This is a genomic window from Mesorhizobium sp. M0800, assembly GCF_040320095.1.
Taxonomy (GTDB): Bacteria; Pseudomonadota; Alphaproteobacteria; order Rhizobiales; family Rhizobiaceae; genus Mesorhizobium.
The window spans coordinates 81201-97931 of the sequence record NZ_JAMYOZ010000012.1 but is presented as its reverse complement, the minus strand read 5'-3'; the positions used below and the strand labels follow the sequence as shown (position 1 = coordinate 97931).

The window sequence follows — 16731 nt, the reverse complement described above, 5'->3', positions numbered from 1 at the left end:
GAGTTTTGTCATGTTCCTCGATGTTCTGCGGCGCCGCAATCCGAGCTTTATAGAAAGCGCCACGCGCCTGCACCAGGAAGGAAAGCTGCCGGCTAATTCCTATGTGCTCGACCTCGATGCCGTCGAAAGCAACGCTCGGGTCCTGAAGCGCGAGGCCGACCGGTTCGGCCTGAAGATTTTCGCCATGACCAAGCAGGTCGGCCGCGCCAGTTCGTTCTGCCATGCGCTCAAGCGTGGCGGCATCGATCAGGCCGTTGCCGTCGACATGGCCTGCGCGCGGGCAACGCACAGAGCCGGCCTGAGGCTCGGTCATCTTGGCCACCTGCAGCAGATCGCAAGGCACGAGGCCAATGCGGCGGCCAAAACGTTCAGGCCGGACTATTGGACCGTCTTCAACGACACCAAGGCTGAAGAAGCCGCTGCCGGCGCAAGGCTCGCCGGGTACACGCAAAACCTGCTTGCCCGCATCCGCGCCGATGGTGACGTTTTCTACCGCGGCCACGAAGGTGGTTTTGAGGCGGCCGATATCGCCGCGGTCGCCGAAAAACTGGATGGTCTCGACGGCGCACGGTTCGCTGGTATCACCACCTTCCCGGCGCTGTTGTTCGACCAGACCACGCGAACGGTCCTGCCGACACACAATCTGGCGACACTGGGCAGAGCTGCCGAAGCGCTCGCCAAGTCCGGCCGCAGCAACATAGAGGTGAACGCGCCCGGCACGACGTCGAGTGTCCTGATTGGCGCGCTGGCCGAAGCCGGCGCCACGCAATGTGAACCGGGCAATGGCTTGGCCGGCACCACCGCGCTGCACGTCATGGAGGATCTGCCGGAGCTCCCTGCCGTTCTGTATTTGACCGAGGTGTCGCATTTGTCTGGCGGCAAAGCCTACTGCCTGGGTGGCGGCTTCTATATCGATCCGATCTTTCCGGACTATGAGGTGAAGGCAATCGTATCCGCAGAACCCACCACGGCCGCCGCCGCGCTCAGAAGCGTCGAGGTGCCGCCGCCTGCGGCAATCGACTATTACGCAATGATTGACGCTAGCGGCGCCAATGCTCCACGCCCCGGCGACACGGCGGTGTTCGGCTTTCGCGGCCAGGCGTTCGTGACCCGCGCCTACGTGGTCGGCATCTCCGGTGTCTCAAAGGGGGCGCCCCAAGTCGAAACGATCGAAAACGGTTTTGGCGAAACCGCTGCCTGGCCTGTCTAGGAGCAAGTGATGAACGCGACCACGACCGGCACGGGCCCTGTTTTGCAGCTGCGCGACATCCGCAAGAATTTCGGCGGCCTCACCGCCATCGAAAATTTCTCGCTCGAGCTCTTTCCCGGCGAGATAGTGGCGTTGGTCGGCGATAACGGTGCCGGCAAGTCGACGCTGGTCAAGATCGTGACGGGGGTGCATGCTCCGACATCCGGGACGATCATCATCGAGGGGCAGGCGGTGGCAATGTCGAGCGCCACCATGGCGCGCGCCCACGGCATTGAGGTGGTCTATCAGGACCTGGCGCTCGCCGATCAGCAGACCGTCTACATGAACATGTTTCTTGGCCGCGAGCCGGTGAACCGCTTCGGCCTGCTCGACCGACGCCGGATGATCGACGACACCGAAAAGCTGGTGAAGGATCTCGACGTTCGCATCCCCTCGGCTCACGCCACCATCCGCGATCTCTCGGGCGGCCAACGCCAGGGCGTGGCGATCGCGCGCGCCACGCACTGGGCAAGCAAGCTGATCCTGCTCGACGAGCCAACCGCCGCGCTCGGCGTTGCCGAGACCGCCAAGGTCGAGACGATTGTTCTGTCGCTGAAGCAACGCAACATTGGCGTGCTGATCATCAGCCACAGCCTCGACCAGGTGTTCAGGCTCTCAGATCGGATCTGTGTTCTGCGACGTGGCAAACAGATAGGCGTGCGCAGGACCAGCGAGACCGACAAGAACGAGATCGTCGCCATGATCACCGGGCTTCAGCACTAGCCCGGTCCGACAGAGGCGCGCCGTTCAGATATTGCGTTACCCGAGCAGCGAGTGGCATGACTTCAGATCCACGATCAGGCCCCGGCCAGAGAATGTCGCCAGCATCAATCTAGAGCGCGCAGATAGCGGATAGGGCGGCCACCGGCAATCCGGTCGGCCGCTGTGGCTATGGAATTGGCGTCGATGCCGAAATGCCGGTAAAGGTCGCCGATCGTGCCCGACTGGCCAAAATGCTCGACGCCGAGACTGCGCGTGCGATGGCCGTAGACCGAGCCCAACCAGCCGAGCGCGGCCGGATGGCCGTCGGTGACGGTGACGATGGCGCAATGCGCCGGGAGATCGGCAAACAGCCTTTCGACATGGCTCCTGGCGTGAACAAGGCCGCGTTCGCGTGCCCGGCTCGCGGCAGTCCAGCCTGCGTTCAGCCGATCGGCCGAGGTCACCGCCAGGAGACCGACATCGCGACGGTCCTCGGCCATCATGCCGATAGCCTCGATGGCCTCCGGCGCGACCGCGCCGGTATAGGCAACAATCACTTCGGCATTGGGACCCGGAGGCCGCAGCCAGTAGCCCCCGTCGATGATGTCCTGCTCGAGTGCGGGCGTCACGCTACGCGTGATCTGCTCGACCGGGCGCGTCGAGAGCCGCAGATAGACCGAACCGCCCGTCTCGTCGCGCAGCCAGGTGCGCTCCGACTGCACGACGTCGCCGTCGCGCTGCATATAATCCAGCGCAAAGCGCATGATGACGCCCAACTCGTCGACGAAAGCCGGCTCGTAGGCGGCAAGCCCGTCTTGCGCTATGCCGATCAACGGTGTGGCGATCGACTGATGCGCCCCGCCTTCCGGCGCCAATGTGACCCCGGACGGCGTGGCGACAAGGAGGAAGCGCGCATCCTGGTAGCAGGCATAGTTGAGCGCATCGAGACCGCGCTGGATGAACGGATCGTAGAGCGTGCCGATCGGCAGCAGCCGTTTGCCGAAAATCGAATGCGACAGCCCAAGTGCCGACAGCAGGATGAACAGATTGTTCTCGGCGATGCCCAGTTCGATGTGCTGGCCGGAGGTGCCGAATTCCCATTTCTGCGCCGAGGCGATACGTTCGCTGCGGAAAGTGTCCGCAAGTGACTGACGCGCGAACAGGCCGCGCCGGTTGACCCAGGGGCCGAGATTGGTCGAAACCGTGACATCGGGCGATGCCGTGACGATCGCATCGGCAAGCGGCCCGCCGGCCCGCCCAATCTCGTCCAGAATTCTGCCGAAGCCGACCTGCGTGGAGACGCTGCCTTTGGCTGCCGCGACGAGACGATCAGGGATCGCGATGCGCTGGGCGTGCCGGCGCCGCTGGCCCTTTGCCGCGAACGGAACGGCATCGAGGAATCGTTGCAGCTCCAAATCCCCAACAGCCAATCCCTCGAAGGCGTCCCACTCCCGCCCGTCGCCGACCGACATCGAGGCACGAAGGACCGCCATCTGATCCTTGGTCATCAGGCCGGCGTGGTTGTCCTTGTGGCCGGCGAGCGGCAGGCCGAAGCCCTTGATCGTATATGCAATGAAGCATGTCGGTCGATCGTTGCCGCGTGCCGTCCCGAAGGCTTCGATCAGGCAGGGCAGGTCGTGGCCGCCGAGATTGGTCATCAGCGCGGCGAGCTCGGCATCGGAGCGCCGGTCGAGAAGCGATGCCAGGCCCGGCTTGTCTCCGATGTCGGCGATCAGGCGCTTGCGCCAAGCGGAGGCGCCCTGATAGGTCAGCGCCGAATAGAGCTGGTTCGGGCAGGCGTCGATCCAGGCCTTTAGCGCCTCGCCGCCCGGTTCGGTGAAGGAGGCCTCGAGCAGCGAGCCGTATTTCAGGATGACGACGTCCCAGCCGAAATTGCGGAAAATGTTTTCGAAGCGTTCCCAAAGGCCTTCGCGAACCACGGCATCGAGGCTTTGTCGGTTGTAGTCGACGATCCACCAGCAGTTGTGCAGGCCGTGTTTCCACCCTTCCAAAAGCGCCTCGAAGATGTTGCCTTCATCCATCTCGGCGTCGCCGATCAGCGCCACCATGCGGCCCTCGGGCATGCTTTCGTCGCGGGCACTGAGATAATCCTGCACAAGTGAGGCAAACAGTGTCTGCGCGACACCGAGCCCAACGGAGCCGGTCGAGAAATCGACGTCGTCGACATCCTTGGTGCGCGACGGATAGCTTTGCGCGCCACCGAGGGCGCGAAAACCTTCGAGCTTCTCCCTCGTCTGGTTCCCAAGGAGATACTGAATGGCGTGGAATACCGGCGAGGCATGCGGCTTCACCGCAACGCGGTCGTGTGGCCTCAGCACCGAGAAATAGAGCGCGGTCATGATCGTCACCAGCGAGGCCGAGGATGCCTGGTGCCCGCCAACCTTTAGGCCGTCGGTGCTTTCGCGCAGATGATTGGCGTTGTGGATCATCCATGCCGACAGCCACAGCACCTTTTTTTCCAGCGCCGAAAGTGCCTCCAGCTGTTGTTTGTCCATGCCGCAAGTCTCCCGATTTCGATCACCGCAATCATAGAGCTGACCAAAAGCTGATTGTCGCTAAACTTGCGCGAACTTGGCAGTTATATTAGCTGCTTTCGCCAACATCGACGACAGGAGTGACGTTTCGTGCCAAAAAGCCGACTGGACGATATCGACCGCAAGATCATCGCCGCGCTGCAGGTCGATGGCAGGATGACGGCGCAGCAGCTTGCCGACCAGGTCGGCCTTTCGGCCTCGCCCTGCGCCCGCCGGGTGCGCCTGATGGAGGATATGGGCGTGATCACCGGTTACGCCGCGCTGATCGACCAGGATCTGGTCGGCTTGCCAATCTCGGTGTTCGCCTCAATCAGGCTGGAACGCCAGCGCGAGAACGAGCTGAAGCGGTTCAATGCAGCGATCGCGCGTTGGCCGGAGGTGGTCGATTGCTATCTGATGACCGGCCAGCGCGACTATCTGCTGCGTGTCGTGGTGCGCGACTTGCACGCCTATGAGCGCTTCCTGAAGGAAAAGCTGACCCGGCTCGACGGCGTCGCCTCCATCGAATCCAGCTTCGCGCTTGCCCAGATCAAGCGATCGAACCGGCTGCCGGTAGAGGAATGACCTTTGAAATTTCGCAGGTCATTCACTCAATTCCAGGGTCGCCGCGTTCTGGGAGAACATGATTTCAGCCGATCGCGAGTGGCGCTGTGGAGCCTTGATCAAAGTTTTGGCCGATAGAGATGGCTGCGCCCGCGCGGATGGTGTCCGGTGAGGCCAGCTGCCTGATTGCACTTTCGGCCCAAAGCACTGGCTCCGTTATGCCGTAGAATTGTCGCGTCGCGATCAAGGCTGACGGGCTGACATCAACCATCAGACCGATGATCGTCATATCATCATGTGCGAGCGCAGGCCCAAGCTGCTTCGGACTCCAGCCAATCGATGCGAGGCGGTCGAACCAGTACTCCTCGCACACGATTGTCAAATTGCTGATATGTCGCTGAATACAGAATTCCAAAATTCCGCAGTAGATCACGCCGGCTGCCTGGCAAGTTCGGCCGGGCTCACGAAGATCCCGCGCCACGAAGAACCTGGTCCATTCAAAGATATTGGGTCGGCGCGGAACGCCGCCGTCGGCGAGTTGCGGAAAGGTTTCGCTCATCAGATGTGGCCGAACGCTCGACACGAAACGGGATCCAGCAACGACGCCTCTTCCTGGCTGGATGCCGAGCAGATGAATCGCTTCTGGAGTATCAAACGCGTCGATCTCGCGACCGTCGGGGCGTCTCAGGTCCTGCCATCCACGTTCATCGACATAGATTTCATGCCGCAGGCGAAAGTAGCTGTCGAGATCGCCTCGATAGGCAAAGCTGTTTGACGCGTCGACGACATGGACCTGAATCATTGCGGTTCCTCGAGATGGAACCCCATCCGACCACGCGACGATTGCCCATGAAATACCCAGATCTGGGGATGGATCAAAGTTCGATTTCGTGCCTGCGAAAAGCCTCGACGATCGCGTGCACCACGTTGGCGGTGCTGAGCTTCTGCTTGATGTTGCGCAGGTGGGTCGTCACAGTGTTTTCCGAGATGCCAAGTATTCGGGAAACCTCCCATGCGGTCTTTCCTCCCGCGACCCACTGCAGGATTTCACGCTCTCGTTGGGAAAGCATTTGTCTCGGCCGCCTGCGCGAGTTGCCAACGAGGCGATCGGCAGCCGAATAGGCATGGCGCGCAAGGGCATGAATGGTGCAGCGCACCGTCGGCGCCAAATCAATTTCATTTCCGGCAACCGTTACACAGGCCGGATCGCCAAACGCAGCCTGGATCGGGATGCAGATCCCGTCGCAAAGCCCAAACTCTTTCGCCTCATCCATCACCCTCCTGGCATTTCCGTCCGTCAAGCCGTGATGGACGTCCCGCCAAAGGAAGGGCCCGATCGCACCACGGCACACAGCAACACAAGGGTCATGGCGATAGTGTCCGGCAGCCATGTAGCGGTCGTACCATTCCTGCGGCCAACCGTTGACAAGGATGTGTCCATCCAGCGATCCGGTGTCCTGGCGTGGCAATTCGGTGACGAGACAGGCTGCGTAGCCGTGACGTTCGATGCTCTTGCGCAGTTGCCGAATGATCTCGGCGGCGCTGGTTGCACGGTCAATCTGCGCGGTTGCTTCAAAGATTTGTATTAGCTGATCCTGTAAGACGCTCCCGTGAACCGCCGCCATTGTAGGCCCTTTCAATGTACTGAGACAAAGAAACAAAATAAATAACTTAGGTCCGACCGCAACGTCCGGCATGACTTTTGACTACTATAGTAGGTGGCACTAAAGGGCGCGTTCTGACTGCCTCGCCGCATGAGGCTGAGGTCTGTTTTTGCTCGCAATCTGAGGTTGCTTCGCCAGGGCACCGGCTTGTCGCAGGAGCAGCTCGCGGACCTTGCCGGCCTCGATCGCAACTATGTCGGCAAGCTCGAGCGGGAGGAAAACTCACCGACCGTCGATACGCTGGAGGTGCTGGCGTTGGCATTGCAAGTTGACGTGGAGCAGCTCATCCGTCGAAACTCGCCATGCACTGGCCAGTAGGCCGCCGAGAGCATCAGGATTTTCCCTTGCGCCGCTCACGCGGCGCCACAGCACAATCACCAGCTGGGGCTCGGGCGTTTTTGCCGGGCCGTTTCGTCAGCTCCTCGATGTCGACGCTCAATGCGGCGGCAAGCTTTGCGAGCGACAGGAGTGTGGGATTGCGACGGCCGGCCTCGAGACCACTCAGATAGGCGCGCGTGAATCCTGAACGGAACGACAGTTCCTCTTGAGAGAGGGCCTGTGCGCGCCGAATCCTCTGTACGTTGAGGCCGACAACCAACCGTAGGTCCATGACGGCATGGTCGTCGCTGGGCACACTTTAGGACGACACACTATAATGAACATTCGTCATTGACAGGCGCGGCCATTGCTGCTTTTCTCATCATATTAAGGAACACCATTCCGAAATAAGGAACGTCAGTGACAGGAAATCTTTCCTTGGAACGTGGGCTTGCGGTTCTCAATGTCCTCAAGGAAGCGGACGAAGCTGTCGGGGTGCGCGAACTCGCCCGCCGGCTTGAGCAGAGTGCTCCCGCCGTGCAGCGAATTCTGAATACCCTGGCAGAGCAGGGCTATGTCGAGCAGTCGCCAGACTCGCGGCGCTACCGGCTGGGTCACTCCGTGCTGGCGCTGGCGCGGAAGGTCCTGGGCAGAGATCGCCTGGTTGGTTTGGCTGAAATCGAACTGCAGGCGCTGGCCGCCGAAGGTTGCTTCAACGCATTCCTCGGCATCAGGCGGGGCAATTGCGGTATTTATCTCCTGACCGTGCAAAGCAAGAGTCCGGTCGTCATTCGCTCGTCACCCGGTGAAACTTTCCCCTTGCACTCCACCGCCTTGGGCAAGGCGCTCCTGATGGAGCTGAGCGGCGAGGCGGTCATTGGGATTCTTGGACGAGGTCCACTGGAGCAGGTTGCCGTACGCACCGTCACCGATCCGCACAAGCTCGTTGCTCAAATCAGAGCGTCCGAGCCCATCGGTTACACAACATCCCTGGACGAGAATTTTACCGGGCTGATTGCGGTCGGCGCACCGCTTCGCGATGCATCAGGCACAATCATCGCGGCGATAAGTGCGGCCTACCCCCGGTCAGTGGGACCGCATGTGGAGATCGCTGAGATTGGAGAGGCAGTAATGGCGGCTGCGGCGCGCATTTCCGCCGGCCTCGGCTTTCTGGAAGCAAAACAGGCTCGGGATTCGCATCATGCTGCTTAACGAAGCGCGCCTGAAACAATGCATGACGGCAGCCGGGCTTGATGCAATTATAGCGACGGCGCCGGAAAACGTGACTTATATGAGCGGTTTCTGGGCTCTGCCGCAATGGATCCGTCGTGGTCCGCAGGCCTATGTGGTGTGGCCGGCTCCTGACAAAGGCGCGCCTGAAATCATCGCCAGCACCAGCACCCTCGACCTCGTCGCTGATCAGGAACTGTGGGTAAGCAAGGTGCGGCGCTATGGCGATTTTTATGCCGATGTCGGTCCGTCGACCAGCGCGGATCGCGCGAATAGACAACACCTCCAGCTTCGGGCGCTGCCGCGGCATAGCGATGCAATCGCGGCTTTGGTCGCCGCATTGGAGGAAGCCCAGCTCGCCCGTGGGCGGATCGGCATTGACGAGGCGGGACTCGCGCCAGGATACCAGGAAGCCCTCAAAGCCCATTTTCCCAACGCGTCGTGGATACCAGCCACCGCATTGCTTCGCGAGGTTCGTGCCGTAAAAACGGCAGATGAAATCGAACGGCTCGGCCAAGTTGCCCAGATTGCCGAACGCTCCATTCAAGCAGCACTCGGCGTTGCTCAGGAAGGCGCCACCGAAGCAGATCTGGCGCGCGCTTTTCATGTCAGGACGGTCGAGGAAGGCGCCCTGCCCGTATTGGGATGCATCGGCTTTGGCGAGCGTAGCGCGCTCATGAACGTCCAGCCTTCTGACCGCAAGTTGCGCGCTGGAGAAATCATCCGCTTCGACGTCGGGGGCCGGTTTCGGCACTACCGCGCCGACATTGCCCGCATCGCCACGCTGGGCGATCCGCCGCCGCAGGCGCATCGGCTTCAGCAAGCGCTGCTGCGCGGAGTTCAGCATGCCTGCGACATTATCCGGCCGGGCATGGCAGCGGCACAGCTCTTCGAGGCGGTGGTGGGTGTCGTTCAGCGCGAAGGAATTGCCCACTACAAGCGCGATCACGTCGGCCATGGCATCGGCCTTGACGGTTATGATGCACCAACGCTCTCGCCGCGCAGTACAGACGTCCTTGAAGAAGGAATGGTGCTGTGCGTGGAGACGCCCTACTACGAAATCGGCCGCTGGGGACTCCAAGTGGAGGACATGATGGTTGTTCGCCATGACGGAGTGGAGCGGCTGACGGAGACGCAAGGCCCAATCACCCGGGTGCCGTCATGAGCCGCGCGGTTGGACTTTCCTGTATTCGGTGCAGCGCCTTGTTCGGGATCGATATGAAGATCGACTCGCGCGGCTGCCCGAAATGCGGTGCGGAGGCGCCCGCAAATCTTAAGGTTGTCTACGATCCATCAGGAGCTACCTCGGTCTTTTCCGCAGCGGGTCCCGCGCTGCCCTCGCTCTGGCGCTATGCCGACATGCTTCCTTGTGCGCTCAGCGACGCAATCTCTTTGGGCGAGGGGCTGACGCCGCTGTTGAGTGCCGAGACGCTGGGAAAGCAACTCGGCGTCCCCAACCTTCTTATCAAGGATGAGGGCGGAAATCCTACGTGGTCCCATAAAGACCGCTTCTCGACCGTGGCGGTGTCGATGGCACGTTTGAGCGGCGCCCATGTCGTGGCGACTGCTTCGTCGGGCAACGCCGGGGCCTCACTTGCCGCCTATGCTGCACGGGCGGGCTTGAAATGCGTCGTTGTCACATTCTCCGGCACTGCCGGCGCCATGCTGGCACAAATCCGCAAATACGGCGCGAAGGTCGTGCCCCTGGCCGACAAGTCGCATCGCTGGCCATTGCTTGCCGCTGGTACCGAGCGCCTCGGATGGTTTGCAACGTCACCGTTTCACAGCCCCGTGGTCGGCAGTCATCCTGTCGGGATCGAGGGCTACAAGACCCTGGCTTATGAAATCGTCGAACAGATGCACGGTGCCGTGCCGGACTGGTGCGCCTTGCCTGTTTGCTATGGGGACGTGCTTGCCGGGCTGTGGGCCGGATTTAAGGATCTTCTTAGCCAAGGCAAGATCGATCGCTTGCCGAGACTCGTGGCGGCGGAAGTGCATGGATCTTTGGCCAGAGCGCTTGCCGGCAAGGGAGATCTGGTTGCCGAAGTCCCCGCAAGCTTCGACACGCTTGCCATCTCGATCGGCACCACACGAAGCACGTTTCAGGCGCTCAACGCCCTGCGTGAATCCGGCGGCACGGCAATGCCGGTCGGCAATGTCGGCCTGATAGCGATGCAGCGGCAGCTTGCGGCCACCGAGGGTGTTTTTGCCGAGCTTGCCTCCGTGACGCCATTTGCAGCTATCGAATCCTTGAGACGAGAAGGCACCATCGCGCGGTCGGACAGCGTCGTCGCCATCGTGACAGCAAGTGGCCTCAAGGACTTGGATCGTTCGACCCGTCCGGACAAAGCACAACCATCGTTTCAGTCAGTTGCCGAAGCGTGGGAATACGTTGCCGAGGGCCGTGACTATTTCACGCCCTCACATGAACGACGCGCGACCAAGATGTCTTGAAGAGAAGATAGAGACGATCATGAACGGATGCGAATTCTGATCGATTGATGATCTCGTCCACCATTGGACGGTATTGCGACTTCCTAAAAGCTATCCAGGAGAGGCAAATTCAACCCGCTTAGCGAGCGGAACCTCGATTCAAACATGATGTAAGGGGAATGTTCATGCTTCGGAAAACGCTCATCGCCTGGCTTGCAGCTATCGGTGTCGGAATGGCAACGCAGACAATGGCCGAGGAAACGCTCAGAGTCGGCGTTACTCCAACTGGGGTGCCGTTCACGTTTGTCGACACCGCAACCCAAAAGCCGACAGGCGCGATGGTCGATCTGGCAAATGCGATTGCCGCGAGCCTTGGTACGACCGCCGATTTTCAAATAAACGCTTTTCCTGCCCTGATCCCGGCATTGACGACCGACAAAATCAATCTGATCTCAGCCAGTATGTTCATAACGGACAAGCGCAAGCAGGTCATTGATTTCAGCACGCCGGTTTACGCCTATGGCGAGGCAATGTTTGTTGCTGCCGGCGACAGCAAAAACTACACGATCGAGGAGCTCAGGGGTGAAACTGTCGGCGCGCAGATCGGCTCAACCTACGCTGACGCTCTGGAAGGTCTTGGCGTATTCGGCCAAGTCAAGCTCTACGACTCGATCGCTGACATGATGCGTGATGTGGTCCTGGGTCGCGTCAAGGCCGGCTTTGGTGACGCCCCGATCGTCGCCTACCAGCTGTCAAAGAATCCCGAACTGGGTATTCGCCTCGTCGACGGCTATCAGCCGATGAAAAAAGGCGAGGTCGCGTTGGCGGTTGCCAAGGAAAATCCACTGCTTCTCGAAAAGGTGAACGCTTCCATCGCGAAGTTGAAGGAAAGCGGCGAACTCAGGAGAATATTTGCCAAATATGGTCTCTGAAGGCCATCGCGCATGGACCGCGAAACAGGCGCCGGCTGGCAGGACCATAGGATCGCGTCGGAATGACCGGCTTTGTCGGCCGGGCTATGTGCCAAGAGGAATAAAAGCCGGCCATGACCAAATTCATCGCGCACGCAACGGAATATCTGCCGCTTCTTCTTAACGGCGTTTGGCTGACCGTGATGATAACCCTATTTGCGCTGTGCCTTGCGACCGCGCTCGGTCTTGTCTGGGCGTTGTTCAGAACATCTGGGATCCGCTCTCTCGCAGTGCCGACACGGCTCCTTGTCGACTTCGTGCGCGGCATACCGCTCCTCGTCGTTCTCTTCTATATTTACTTTGTCGCGCCCGATATCGGCATCAACCTGACCGCGCTTCAGGCTGGCACGATCGGGCTGGGGCTGGCTCACTCGTGCTATCTCGGGGAAACTTTCCGGGCTGGCATCGAGGCGGTCGATACGGGTCAGATCGAAGCGGCAAAATCGATCGGGATGAAGCGTCCGTTGATGATGCGCCGCGTCGTGCTGCCGCAAGCATTCAAGATTATCCTGCCACCTTACGCCAACAACATGGTCATGCTGCTAAAGGACTCCTCGCTGGTGTCGGTGATTTCGGTTCAGGAGCTGACCATGCAGGGCAAGATGCTTGCATCCTCCACATTCGACAACATGACAGTATTTACCCTGGTGGCCCTGCTCTATCTGTGCCTGACGGTTCCGCTGAATCTGCTTATGCGTAAAATGGAAATCTATCTTGGGGCGGCAGGATGATCATCTTCGACGACGTGCACAAGTCCTTCGGGCTCCATGAGGTTCTCAAGGGGATCAACGCCGAGATCGCCAAGGGACAGGTCGTGTGTTTGATTGGGCCGTCGGGTTCCGGCAAATCGACGCTTCTGCGCTGTGTGAACGGGCTTGAAAATTATCAGCGCGGTCGCATCAGTATCGATGGCACCGTGGTGGATGCCGCCTCGCCCCAGGTTCATACCATCTGCACCCGCGTCTCGATGGTCTTCCAACGCTTCAACCTCTTTCCGCACCGCACCGCCCTGGAAAATGTCATGGAGGGGCCCGTATACGTGCTGAAGGAAAATAGGAAACAGGTCCGCGAGCGGGCAATGGCACTGCTCAACCGCGTCGGCTTGGCCGACAAGACGAATGCCTATCCCGCGTCGTTGTCAGGCGGCCAGCAGCAGCGCGTTGCCATCGCCCGCGCCCTGGCGATGCGCCCACAGGCCATTCTTTTCGACGAGCCCACCTCCGCACTTGATCCGGAAATGGTCGGCGAGGTCCTGCAGGTAATGCGCGCGCTCGCAGACGAGAACATGACCATGCTCGTCGTTACGCATGAAATTCAGTTCGCCCGGGAGGTTTCCGATAGTGTCCTCTTTCTCGACGGCGGCCGGATCGTCGAGCAAGGTCCGGCCAAGGAGCTCCTTCGGCACCCGAAGCACGAACGCACAAAGGATTTTCTTCACCGGGTGATGCACCCCGTCTGACTGTTGGCCGGTGCTGCCTTGTCGCGTCAAGGCTCTGAATTCAGACCTGTCGCTCCGCCGGGGACGAGCCGTCAAACTCTGCGAGAACGCCGCTTAGAGTTCTACGGTCCCAAGGAAATCTGGTCCATGCCGTCTCCTCGGCCGGGTGAATTCGCTTGAGAACCGTTGGCTCAAGTGGAATTGAAATTGGCCAGTCCTTCAAGCCGGCGAGCCAATCCGGGTTATAGACCGTATCGGAATGACGGTGCCCTTCATCTGGCATTATCACGACGGTGGAGGCTTCGGGATTTTGCCTGGCGAACCATGCGCCGACCAGGGCTGCGGCGCCGCTGGTCGGGCCCATGAAGAGTCCGTGATCGCGAAAGAGCCCATGCGCCATGGCGTAAGCTGGTAATGCGCCCACCCAATGAATATCGTCGATCATCTCATGTCGAACATTGTCCGGCAAAACACTGTTGCCGAGCCCGCGCAGTATGCGCCTTCCGACAGGCTGGCCGAAGAGCATGCTTCTGTGGGTATCGACAGCAATCATCCTGAGATCCGGAAAGAGCTCACGAAGGAAACCTCCGGTTCCACACAGCGATCCACCTGTGCCCACGCAGCCGACGAGGCAATCGACGCGGCCGAGTGAACGAACAACGAGATCCGCCAGGCGCGCGTAGGCAAGGCGGTTTTCGGGACTGTCGTATTGTCGTGGCCAATACGTGTCGGGGTTATTTTGCAAAGTCTTATGAAGGTACTCGAGGCGACCACGCTGATTGCCGTCTCCCTGAGGATCATCGATGGCAATCACTTTGGCACCGAGCTGTTCCAGCCGCCTCTTGAGTTTCAGGTCGATGAGGCTGGAGGCCGTGACGAGGGTAAGCGCATAGCCACGAGTGGCAGCTAGCATGGCGATGGCCAGGCCGAACGTGCCCGACGTCGTTTCAATGATGTGCCCACCGCGCTTAAGGCGTCCTGATGCTTCTGCACGGTCCACCATGAATCGGGCGGGCATCAGCTTCATGAGGGAAAAGCAGGCGGCGTTGAGGTTAGGCGCGAGCTGGGCAAAGCGCGGTGTTTCATAGGCGCGTAAGTAGTCTTCACCTGCGCTCACTGGATTACTCTCGTTTCGGCGTTAAGGGCAAATGTGTGAACATCTTTGAAGCCTGCGCCCCTCAACTGCCTTGCCAGTTCGACGGCGCGTATGGCTGGTCGCGGTGCGGCAGCATCCAGGAGGATGCCGATCAAAGTGCCACTGTGGGCCACTTGCACGCCGCATGCGTCATGCTCCCGCGCTATGTCCAGAACAGTGTTGAAAGCTGCCTTCGGCAGATGCCTCTGACTTATCCTGGCACTGATGGTTGCGACACGTCCAAGCAGGCGGGGATCTTGTTGCCGGATTGAGCGATACGCCAATCCGCGCAGAACACGGAAGACTCCGATTTCCTCACTATCGTAGCGTGCTCGTCGCATGCCTAGCGTGTCGATGGGCCGGGCACTGCCGTCCCTGAAACCCACCACGAGAAAGGGCGGGAACTCGCCTCCGAAATGTTCGATTGTACGGCCTTCACGGTGAGCGAAGAGGAGAGCTTGATCGCAGTAGGCGATGGCGTCGCTTGCGCTTTCCGCGGCAACGGCCAGTCGCGCAACAGTTGACTGGCGCAGCGTGACGCCCGCCGAAGCCGCGACCGCGCGGATCGAGGCAATGACGTCTGCCGTGGAGGAACCGTAGCCGTGCCCTATCGGGATAGAGCTTTCGATCGTCAATTCTCCTCCTCTTCCAGCTACCCCGACATGCTCGAGCGTGAGGGCCGCCGCGCGCGCCGCTTTGATCCGGTTTGCGGGTCGCGGGCGAATGCCATCTTGTTCATCCGGCCAGAAGGTCGCTAGCGACTCTTGCGACGTCAGCGGAAGCGTGACGAGTCCGCGACAAAGCCGTCCGTTTTCCGCTTCAAAGACGCCTTGGAGGAATTCACCGTGGTGGGCGTGTGCCCGACCGACTCCTACCACCAGAGGCCATGCGACAGTCTCGTTGTTGATCTTCCTCGAATGTGTCTGCTGGCCGGATCTCGGTGTGCTTGTCTGTGTCACCGCATCATCTCCTCACCATGACATTGGGCGATGATGCGTGCGACTGACCCGTGCTGTCACTCGCCAAATCTTGGTAGTGCCATTGGCAAGCACATCATGCAAAGATACGGACAAGATTGCCCCACCAAATGGGGCCTCCAATACTGCACTAGACACAGCAGCACTCGTTTCGGGAACGGTTGGCCATGCGACCAATCCGAAACGAGTGCGGCCATGCACGGGCGTCAGGCGAGATCTCCCCGGGTAAGAACATCGGCCTTCGCTGCACGACCGCCGGATCTACGTCGCCTCGCCTTGGTCACAACGGTTTCGCGGTTATTTGCCCGCTCGCCCTGCTCGGCTCCGCCTCATATCCGGTTTCTGTTCGTCGGCCCGCAGCTTCGCTCCACGCTTCCTTCACGCCGGCCTCACGGTCCGACGCTCTGCGCCTCACTTCGCTCGCTGTGACCAGCTCACGAGAGGACTTTCACCTCCAAGTCGATGCCCATGCCGGGCGCACAAATGAGAAAGCCCGCTACCGTGAGGCAGCGGGCTTCAAATCTTGTGCGGAATGATATGCGGCGGTCGGCTACGTGGCGGACCGGCGGAGAGTTCAGCGACGGTACTCGGATGAAGAGCTGCTAGACGGACTTCGGCGGCTACGCGCCACTCACGGGTATCTCACGTTGTCGCTGATTAATGCGGACTCCGATCTGCCCACATACCGCGTGCTCAAAAGCGGTTTGGCTCGATGGCCGCCGCCTGTACGCTGGCTGGCTTTCCAGGCATGGAGTTAGAGCTAGAGCTGAGCTCGGCCGCGCGTAGGCGGGCCAGCGGCCCGGAGGGATTGCGACGCGACGTCTCGAAGCCTCCGAGCGAAGGACACGTTTGACCACCAAAACACCGAGGCCTGCCATTGATCCTTGCAAGCTCGCGCCAGTCCGTATCCTCAGCAACCGCGTTGAGCAGAGGGACGAGGCAAGCAGACGCTCTTCGTTCTAGCCTGTCAGCACGCAAGACGAGGGGCGCCCTCGTCGGCGATTTCGGGATCGAGCAAAGGTGCGCGCATTGCCAAATTCTAGCGCTTCGTGACAAACGCAAAAGGAAAGCCCGCTAGCGCCGGAACGCCGGAACGCAGGGGAACATGGAGTTGTGGCTTCGCTAGTATGGCGCCCCCCTCTCCCGCCGCATCGGGCCGAAAAGATGAAAGCAGGGGACGGGATCGGACCCGTCGAGTGTACATCGTGACGGCCCTTAGAGTGTACCTTAGGGTGACACCTGAGAGGGAACCTAGCAGGCTGTTGAAGAAGTCTGACGTATTGCCTTGAGGATGGCCTCGTCGCCGTTGTGGTAGGCGAATGTGATCTCGATCGAGCCGTCGTCGAGCAATTCGGCATAGCCATCGCCTGTGACTTCATCCATCTCGTCACACCCGGCCCATGTGAAGTGAACTATCGAGGGGCTGTAGCTCAGTTCGAGACCGGCTTGCAGGGCGCCAAAGGCGATCTCGCCGTTGTTGTCGGGTCCGATGGCGATGGTTGCGGGTCCACCGAGG

The 16731-nt window shown here is 60.4% G+C and carries 17 protein-coding genes; 10 read left to right on the top strand and 7 right to left on the bottom strand.

Annotation, left to right across the window (positions count from 1 at the left end):
• The first annotated feature begins 10 nt into the window (after nucleotides 1-10).
• Both NKI18_RS16740 and NKI18_RS16735 read left to right on the top strand, forming a co-directional pair.
• Complete coding sequence (locus tag NKI18_RS16740; protein WP_352621952.1) at nucleotides 11-1210, top strand: alanine racemase; 1200 nt, start codon at nucleotides 11-13, stop codon at nucleotides 1208-1210.
• 9 nt (nucleotides 1211-1219) lie between these two features.
• On the top strand, nucleotides 1220-1972 hold the full coding sequence (locus tag NKI18_RS16735) for an ATP-binding cassette domain-containing protein (protein WP_352621954.1): 753 nt from the start codon (nucleotides 1220-1222) through the stop codon (nucleotides 1970-1972).
• Nucleotides 1973-2076: 104 nt separating this feature from the next.
• Here NKI18_RS16735 and NKI18_RS16730 read toward each other — a convergent pair whose 3' ends face one another.
• Complete coding sequence (locus tag NKI18_RS16730; protein ID WP_352621956.1) at nucleotides 2077-4467, bottom strand: thiamine pyrophosphate-binding protein; 2391 nt, start codon at nucleotides 4465-4467, stop codon at nucleotides 2077-2079.
• Nucleotides 4468-4596: 129 nt separating this feature from the next.
• Between NKI18_RS16730 and NKI18_RS16725 the strand changes: the two genes are divergently transcribed.
• Complete coding sequence (locus NKI18_RS16725; RefSeq protein WP_352621958.1) at nucleotides 4597-5070, top strand: Lrp/AsnC family transcriptional regulator; 474 nt, start codon at nucleotides 4597-4599, stop codon at nucleotides 5068-5070.
• Between the two features lie 64 nt (nucleotides 5071-5134).
• Here NKI18_RS16725 and NKI18_RS16720 read toward each other — a convergent pair whose 3' ends face one another.
• Together NKI18_RS16720 and NKI18_RS16715 are read right to left on the bottom strand one after the other, a co-directional pair.
• The gene (locus NKI18_RS16720; protein ID WP_352621960.1) at nucleotides 5135-5851 is read right to left on the bottom strand and encodes an acyl-homoserine-lactone synthase; all 717 of its coding nucleotides are present in this window, start codon (nucleotides 5849-5851) and stop codon (nucleotides 5135-5137) included.
• Between the two features lie 73 nt (nucleotides 5852-5924).
• Nucleotides 5925-6746, bottom strand: coding sequence for an autoinducer binding domain-containing protein (locus NKI18_RS16715; RefSeq protein WP_352621962.1), 822 nt, complete (start codon nucleotides 6744-6746; stop codon nucleotides 5925-5927).
• A gap of 57 nt (nucleotides 6747-6803) precedes the next feature.
• Between NKI18_RS16715 and NKI18_RS16710 the strand changes: the two genes are divergently transcribed.
• A complete protein-coding gene (locus NKI18_RS16710; RefSeq protein ID WP_352621964.1) occupies nucleotides 6804-7031 on the top strand; it encodes a helix-turn-helix domain-containing protein in 228 nt (75 codons plus the stop codon).
• A gap of 13 nt (nucleotides 7032-7044) precedes the next feature.
• Here NKI18_RS16710 and NKI18_RS16705 read toward each other — a convergent pair whose 3' ends face one another.
• On the bottom strand, nucleotides 7045-7311 hold the full coding sequence (locus NKI18_RS16705; protein WP_352621965.1) for a helix-turn-helix domain-containing protein: 267 nt from the start codon (nucleotides 7309-7311) through the stop codon (nucleotides 7045-7047).
• Between the two features lie 140 nt (nucleotides 7312-7451).
• Here NKI18_RS16705 and NKI18_RS16700 point away from each other — a divergent pair, with 140 nt between their 5' ends.
• From NKI18_RS16700 to NKI18_RS16675, 6 genes are all read left to right on the top strand, one after another.
• Nucleotides 7452-8243, top strand: coding sequence for an IclR family transcriptional regulator (locus NKI18_RS16700; protein WP_353020052.1), 792 nt, complete (start codon nucleotides 7452-7454; stop codon nucleotides 8241-8243).
• Entirely contained in the window at nucleotides 8233-9426 is a 1194-nt protein-coding gene (locus tag NKI18_RS16695) for a M24 family metallopeptidase (protein ID WP_352621969.1), read from the top strand. The genes NKI18_RS16700 and NKI18_RS16695 overlap by 11 nt, the downstream gene beginning before the upstream one ends.
• The gene (locus NKI18_RS16690; RefSeq protein WP_353020051.1) at nucleotides 9423-10715 is read left to right on the top strand and encodes a threonine synthase; all 1293 of its coding nucleotides are present in this window, start codon (nucleotides 9423-9425) and stop codon (nucleotides 10713-10715) included. Before NKI18_RS16695 ends, NKI18_RS16690 begins: the two co-directional genes overlap by 4 nt.
• 164 nt (nucleotides 10716-10879) lie before the next feature.
• Complete coding sequence (locus NKI18_RS16685; protein ID WP_352621973.1) at nucleotides 10880-11626, top strand: substrate-binding periplasmic protein; 747 nt, start codon at nucleotides 10880-10882, stop codon at nucleotides 11624-11626.
• A 113-nt stretch (nucleotides 11627-11739) separates the two neighbouring features.
• The gene (locus NKI18_RS16680) at nucleotides 11740-12396 is read left to right on the top strand and encodes an amino acid ABC transporter permease (RefSeq protein WP_352621975.1); all 657 of its coding nucleotides are present in this window, start codon (nucleotides 11740-11742) and stop codon (nucleotides 12394-12396) included.
• A complete protein-coding gene (locus NKI18_RS16675; protein WP_352621977.1) occupies nucleotides 12393-13124 on the top strand; it encodes an amino acid ABC transporter ATP-binding protein in 732 nt (243 codons plus the stop codon). The genes NKI18_RS16680 and NKI18_RS16675 overlap by 4 nt, the downstream gene beginning before the upstream one ends.
• A gap of 40 nt (nucleotides 13125-13164) precedes the next feature.
• On the opposite strand, the gene NKI18_RS16670 is transcribed toward NKI18_RS16675, so the two are convergent.
• From NKI18_RS16670 to NKI18_RS16660, 3 genes are all read right to left on the bottom strand, one after another.
• Nucleotides 13165-14220, bottom strand: a complete 1056-nt coding sequence (locus NKI18_RS16670) for a PLP-dependent cysteine synthase family protein (protein ID WP_353020049.1) — start codon at nucleotides 14218-14220, stop codon at nucleotides 13165-13167.
• The gene (locus tag NKI18_RS16665) at nucleotides 14217-15116 is read right to left on the bottom strand and encodes a GHMP family kinase ATP-binding protein (RefSeq protein WP_502900711.1); all 900 of its coding nucleotides are present in this window, start codon (nucleotides 15114-15116) and stop codon (nucleotides 14217-14219) included. The genes NKI18_RS16670 and NKI18_RS16665 overlap by 4 nt, the downstream gene beginning before the upstream one ends.
• Before the next feature lie 1350 nt (nucleotides 15117-16466).
• Nucleotides 16467-16598, bottom strand: coding sequence for a hypothetical protein (locus NKI18_RS16660; RefSeq protein ID WP_352595110.1), 132 nt, complete (start codon nucleotides 16596-16598; stop codon nucleotides 16467-16469).
• Nucleotides 16599-16731 lie beyond the last annotated feature (133 nt).

Bases quoted from the DNA above. Each gene is read 5' to 3' on its own strand.
- NKI18_RS16740 (WP_352621952.1), top strand. From the start codon at position 11: ATGTTCCTCGATGTTCTGCGGCGCCGCAATCCGAGCTTTATAGAAAGC.
- NKI18_RS16735 (WP_352621954.1), top strand. From the start codon at position 1,220: ATGAACGCGACCACGACCGGCACGGGCCCTGTTTTGCAGCTGCGCGAC.
- NKI18_RS16730 (WP_352621956.1), bottom strand. From the start codon at position 4,467: ATGGACAAACAACAGCTGGAGGCACTTTCGGCGCTGGAAAAAAAGGTG.
- NKI18_RS16720 (WP_352621960.1), bottom strand. From the start codon at position 5,851: ATGATTCAGGTCCATGTCGTCGACGCGTCAAACAGCTTTGCCTATCGA.
- NKI18_RS16715 (WP_352621962.1), bottom strand. From the start codon at position 6,746: ATGCCGGACGTTGCGGTCGGACCTAAGTTATTTATTTTGTTTCTTTGT.
- NKI18_RS16710 (WP_352621964.1), top strand. From the start codon at position 6,804: ATGAGGCTGAGGTCTGTTTTTGCTCGCAATCTGAGGTTGCTTCGCCAG.
- NKI18_RS16695 (WP_352621969.1), top strand. From the start codon at position 8,233: ATGCTGCTTAACGAAGCGCGCCTGAAACAATGCATGACGGCAGCCGGG.
- NKI18_RS16690 (WP_353020051.1), top strand. From the start codon at position 9,423: ATGAGCCGCGCGGTTGGACTTTCCTGTATTCGGTGCAGCGCCTTGTTC.
- NKI18_RS16685 (WP_352621973.1), top strand. From the start codon at position 10,880: ATGCTTCGGAAAACGCTCATCGCCTGGCTTGCAGCTATCGGTGTCGGA.
- NKI18_RS16680 (WP_352621975.1), top strand. From the start codon at position 11,740: ATGACCAAATTCATCGCGCACGCAACGGAATATCTGCCGCTTCTTCTT.
- NKI18_RS16675 (WP_352621977.1), top strand. From the start codon at position 12,393: ATGATCATCTTCGACGACGTGCACAAGTCCTTCGGGCTCCATGAGGTT.
- NKI18_RS16660 (WP_352595110.1), bottom strand. From the start codon at position 16,598: ATGGATGAAGTCACAGGCGATGGCTATGCCGAATTGCTCGACGACGGC.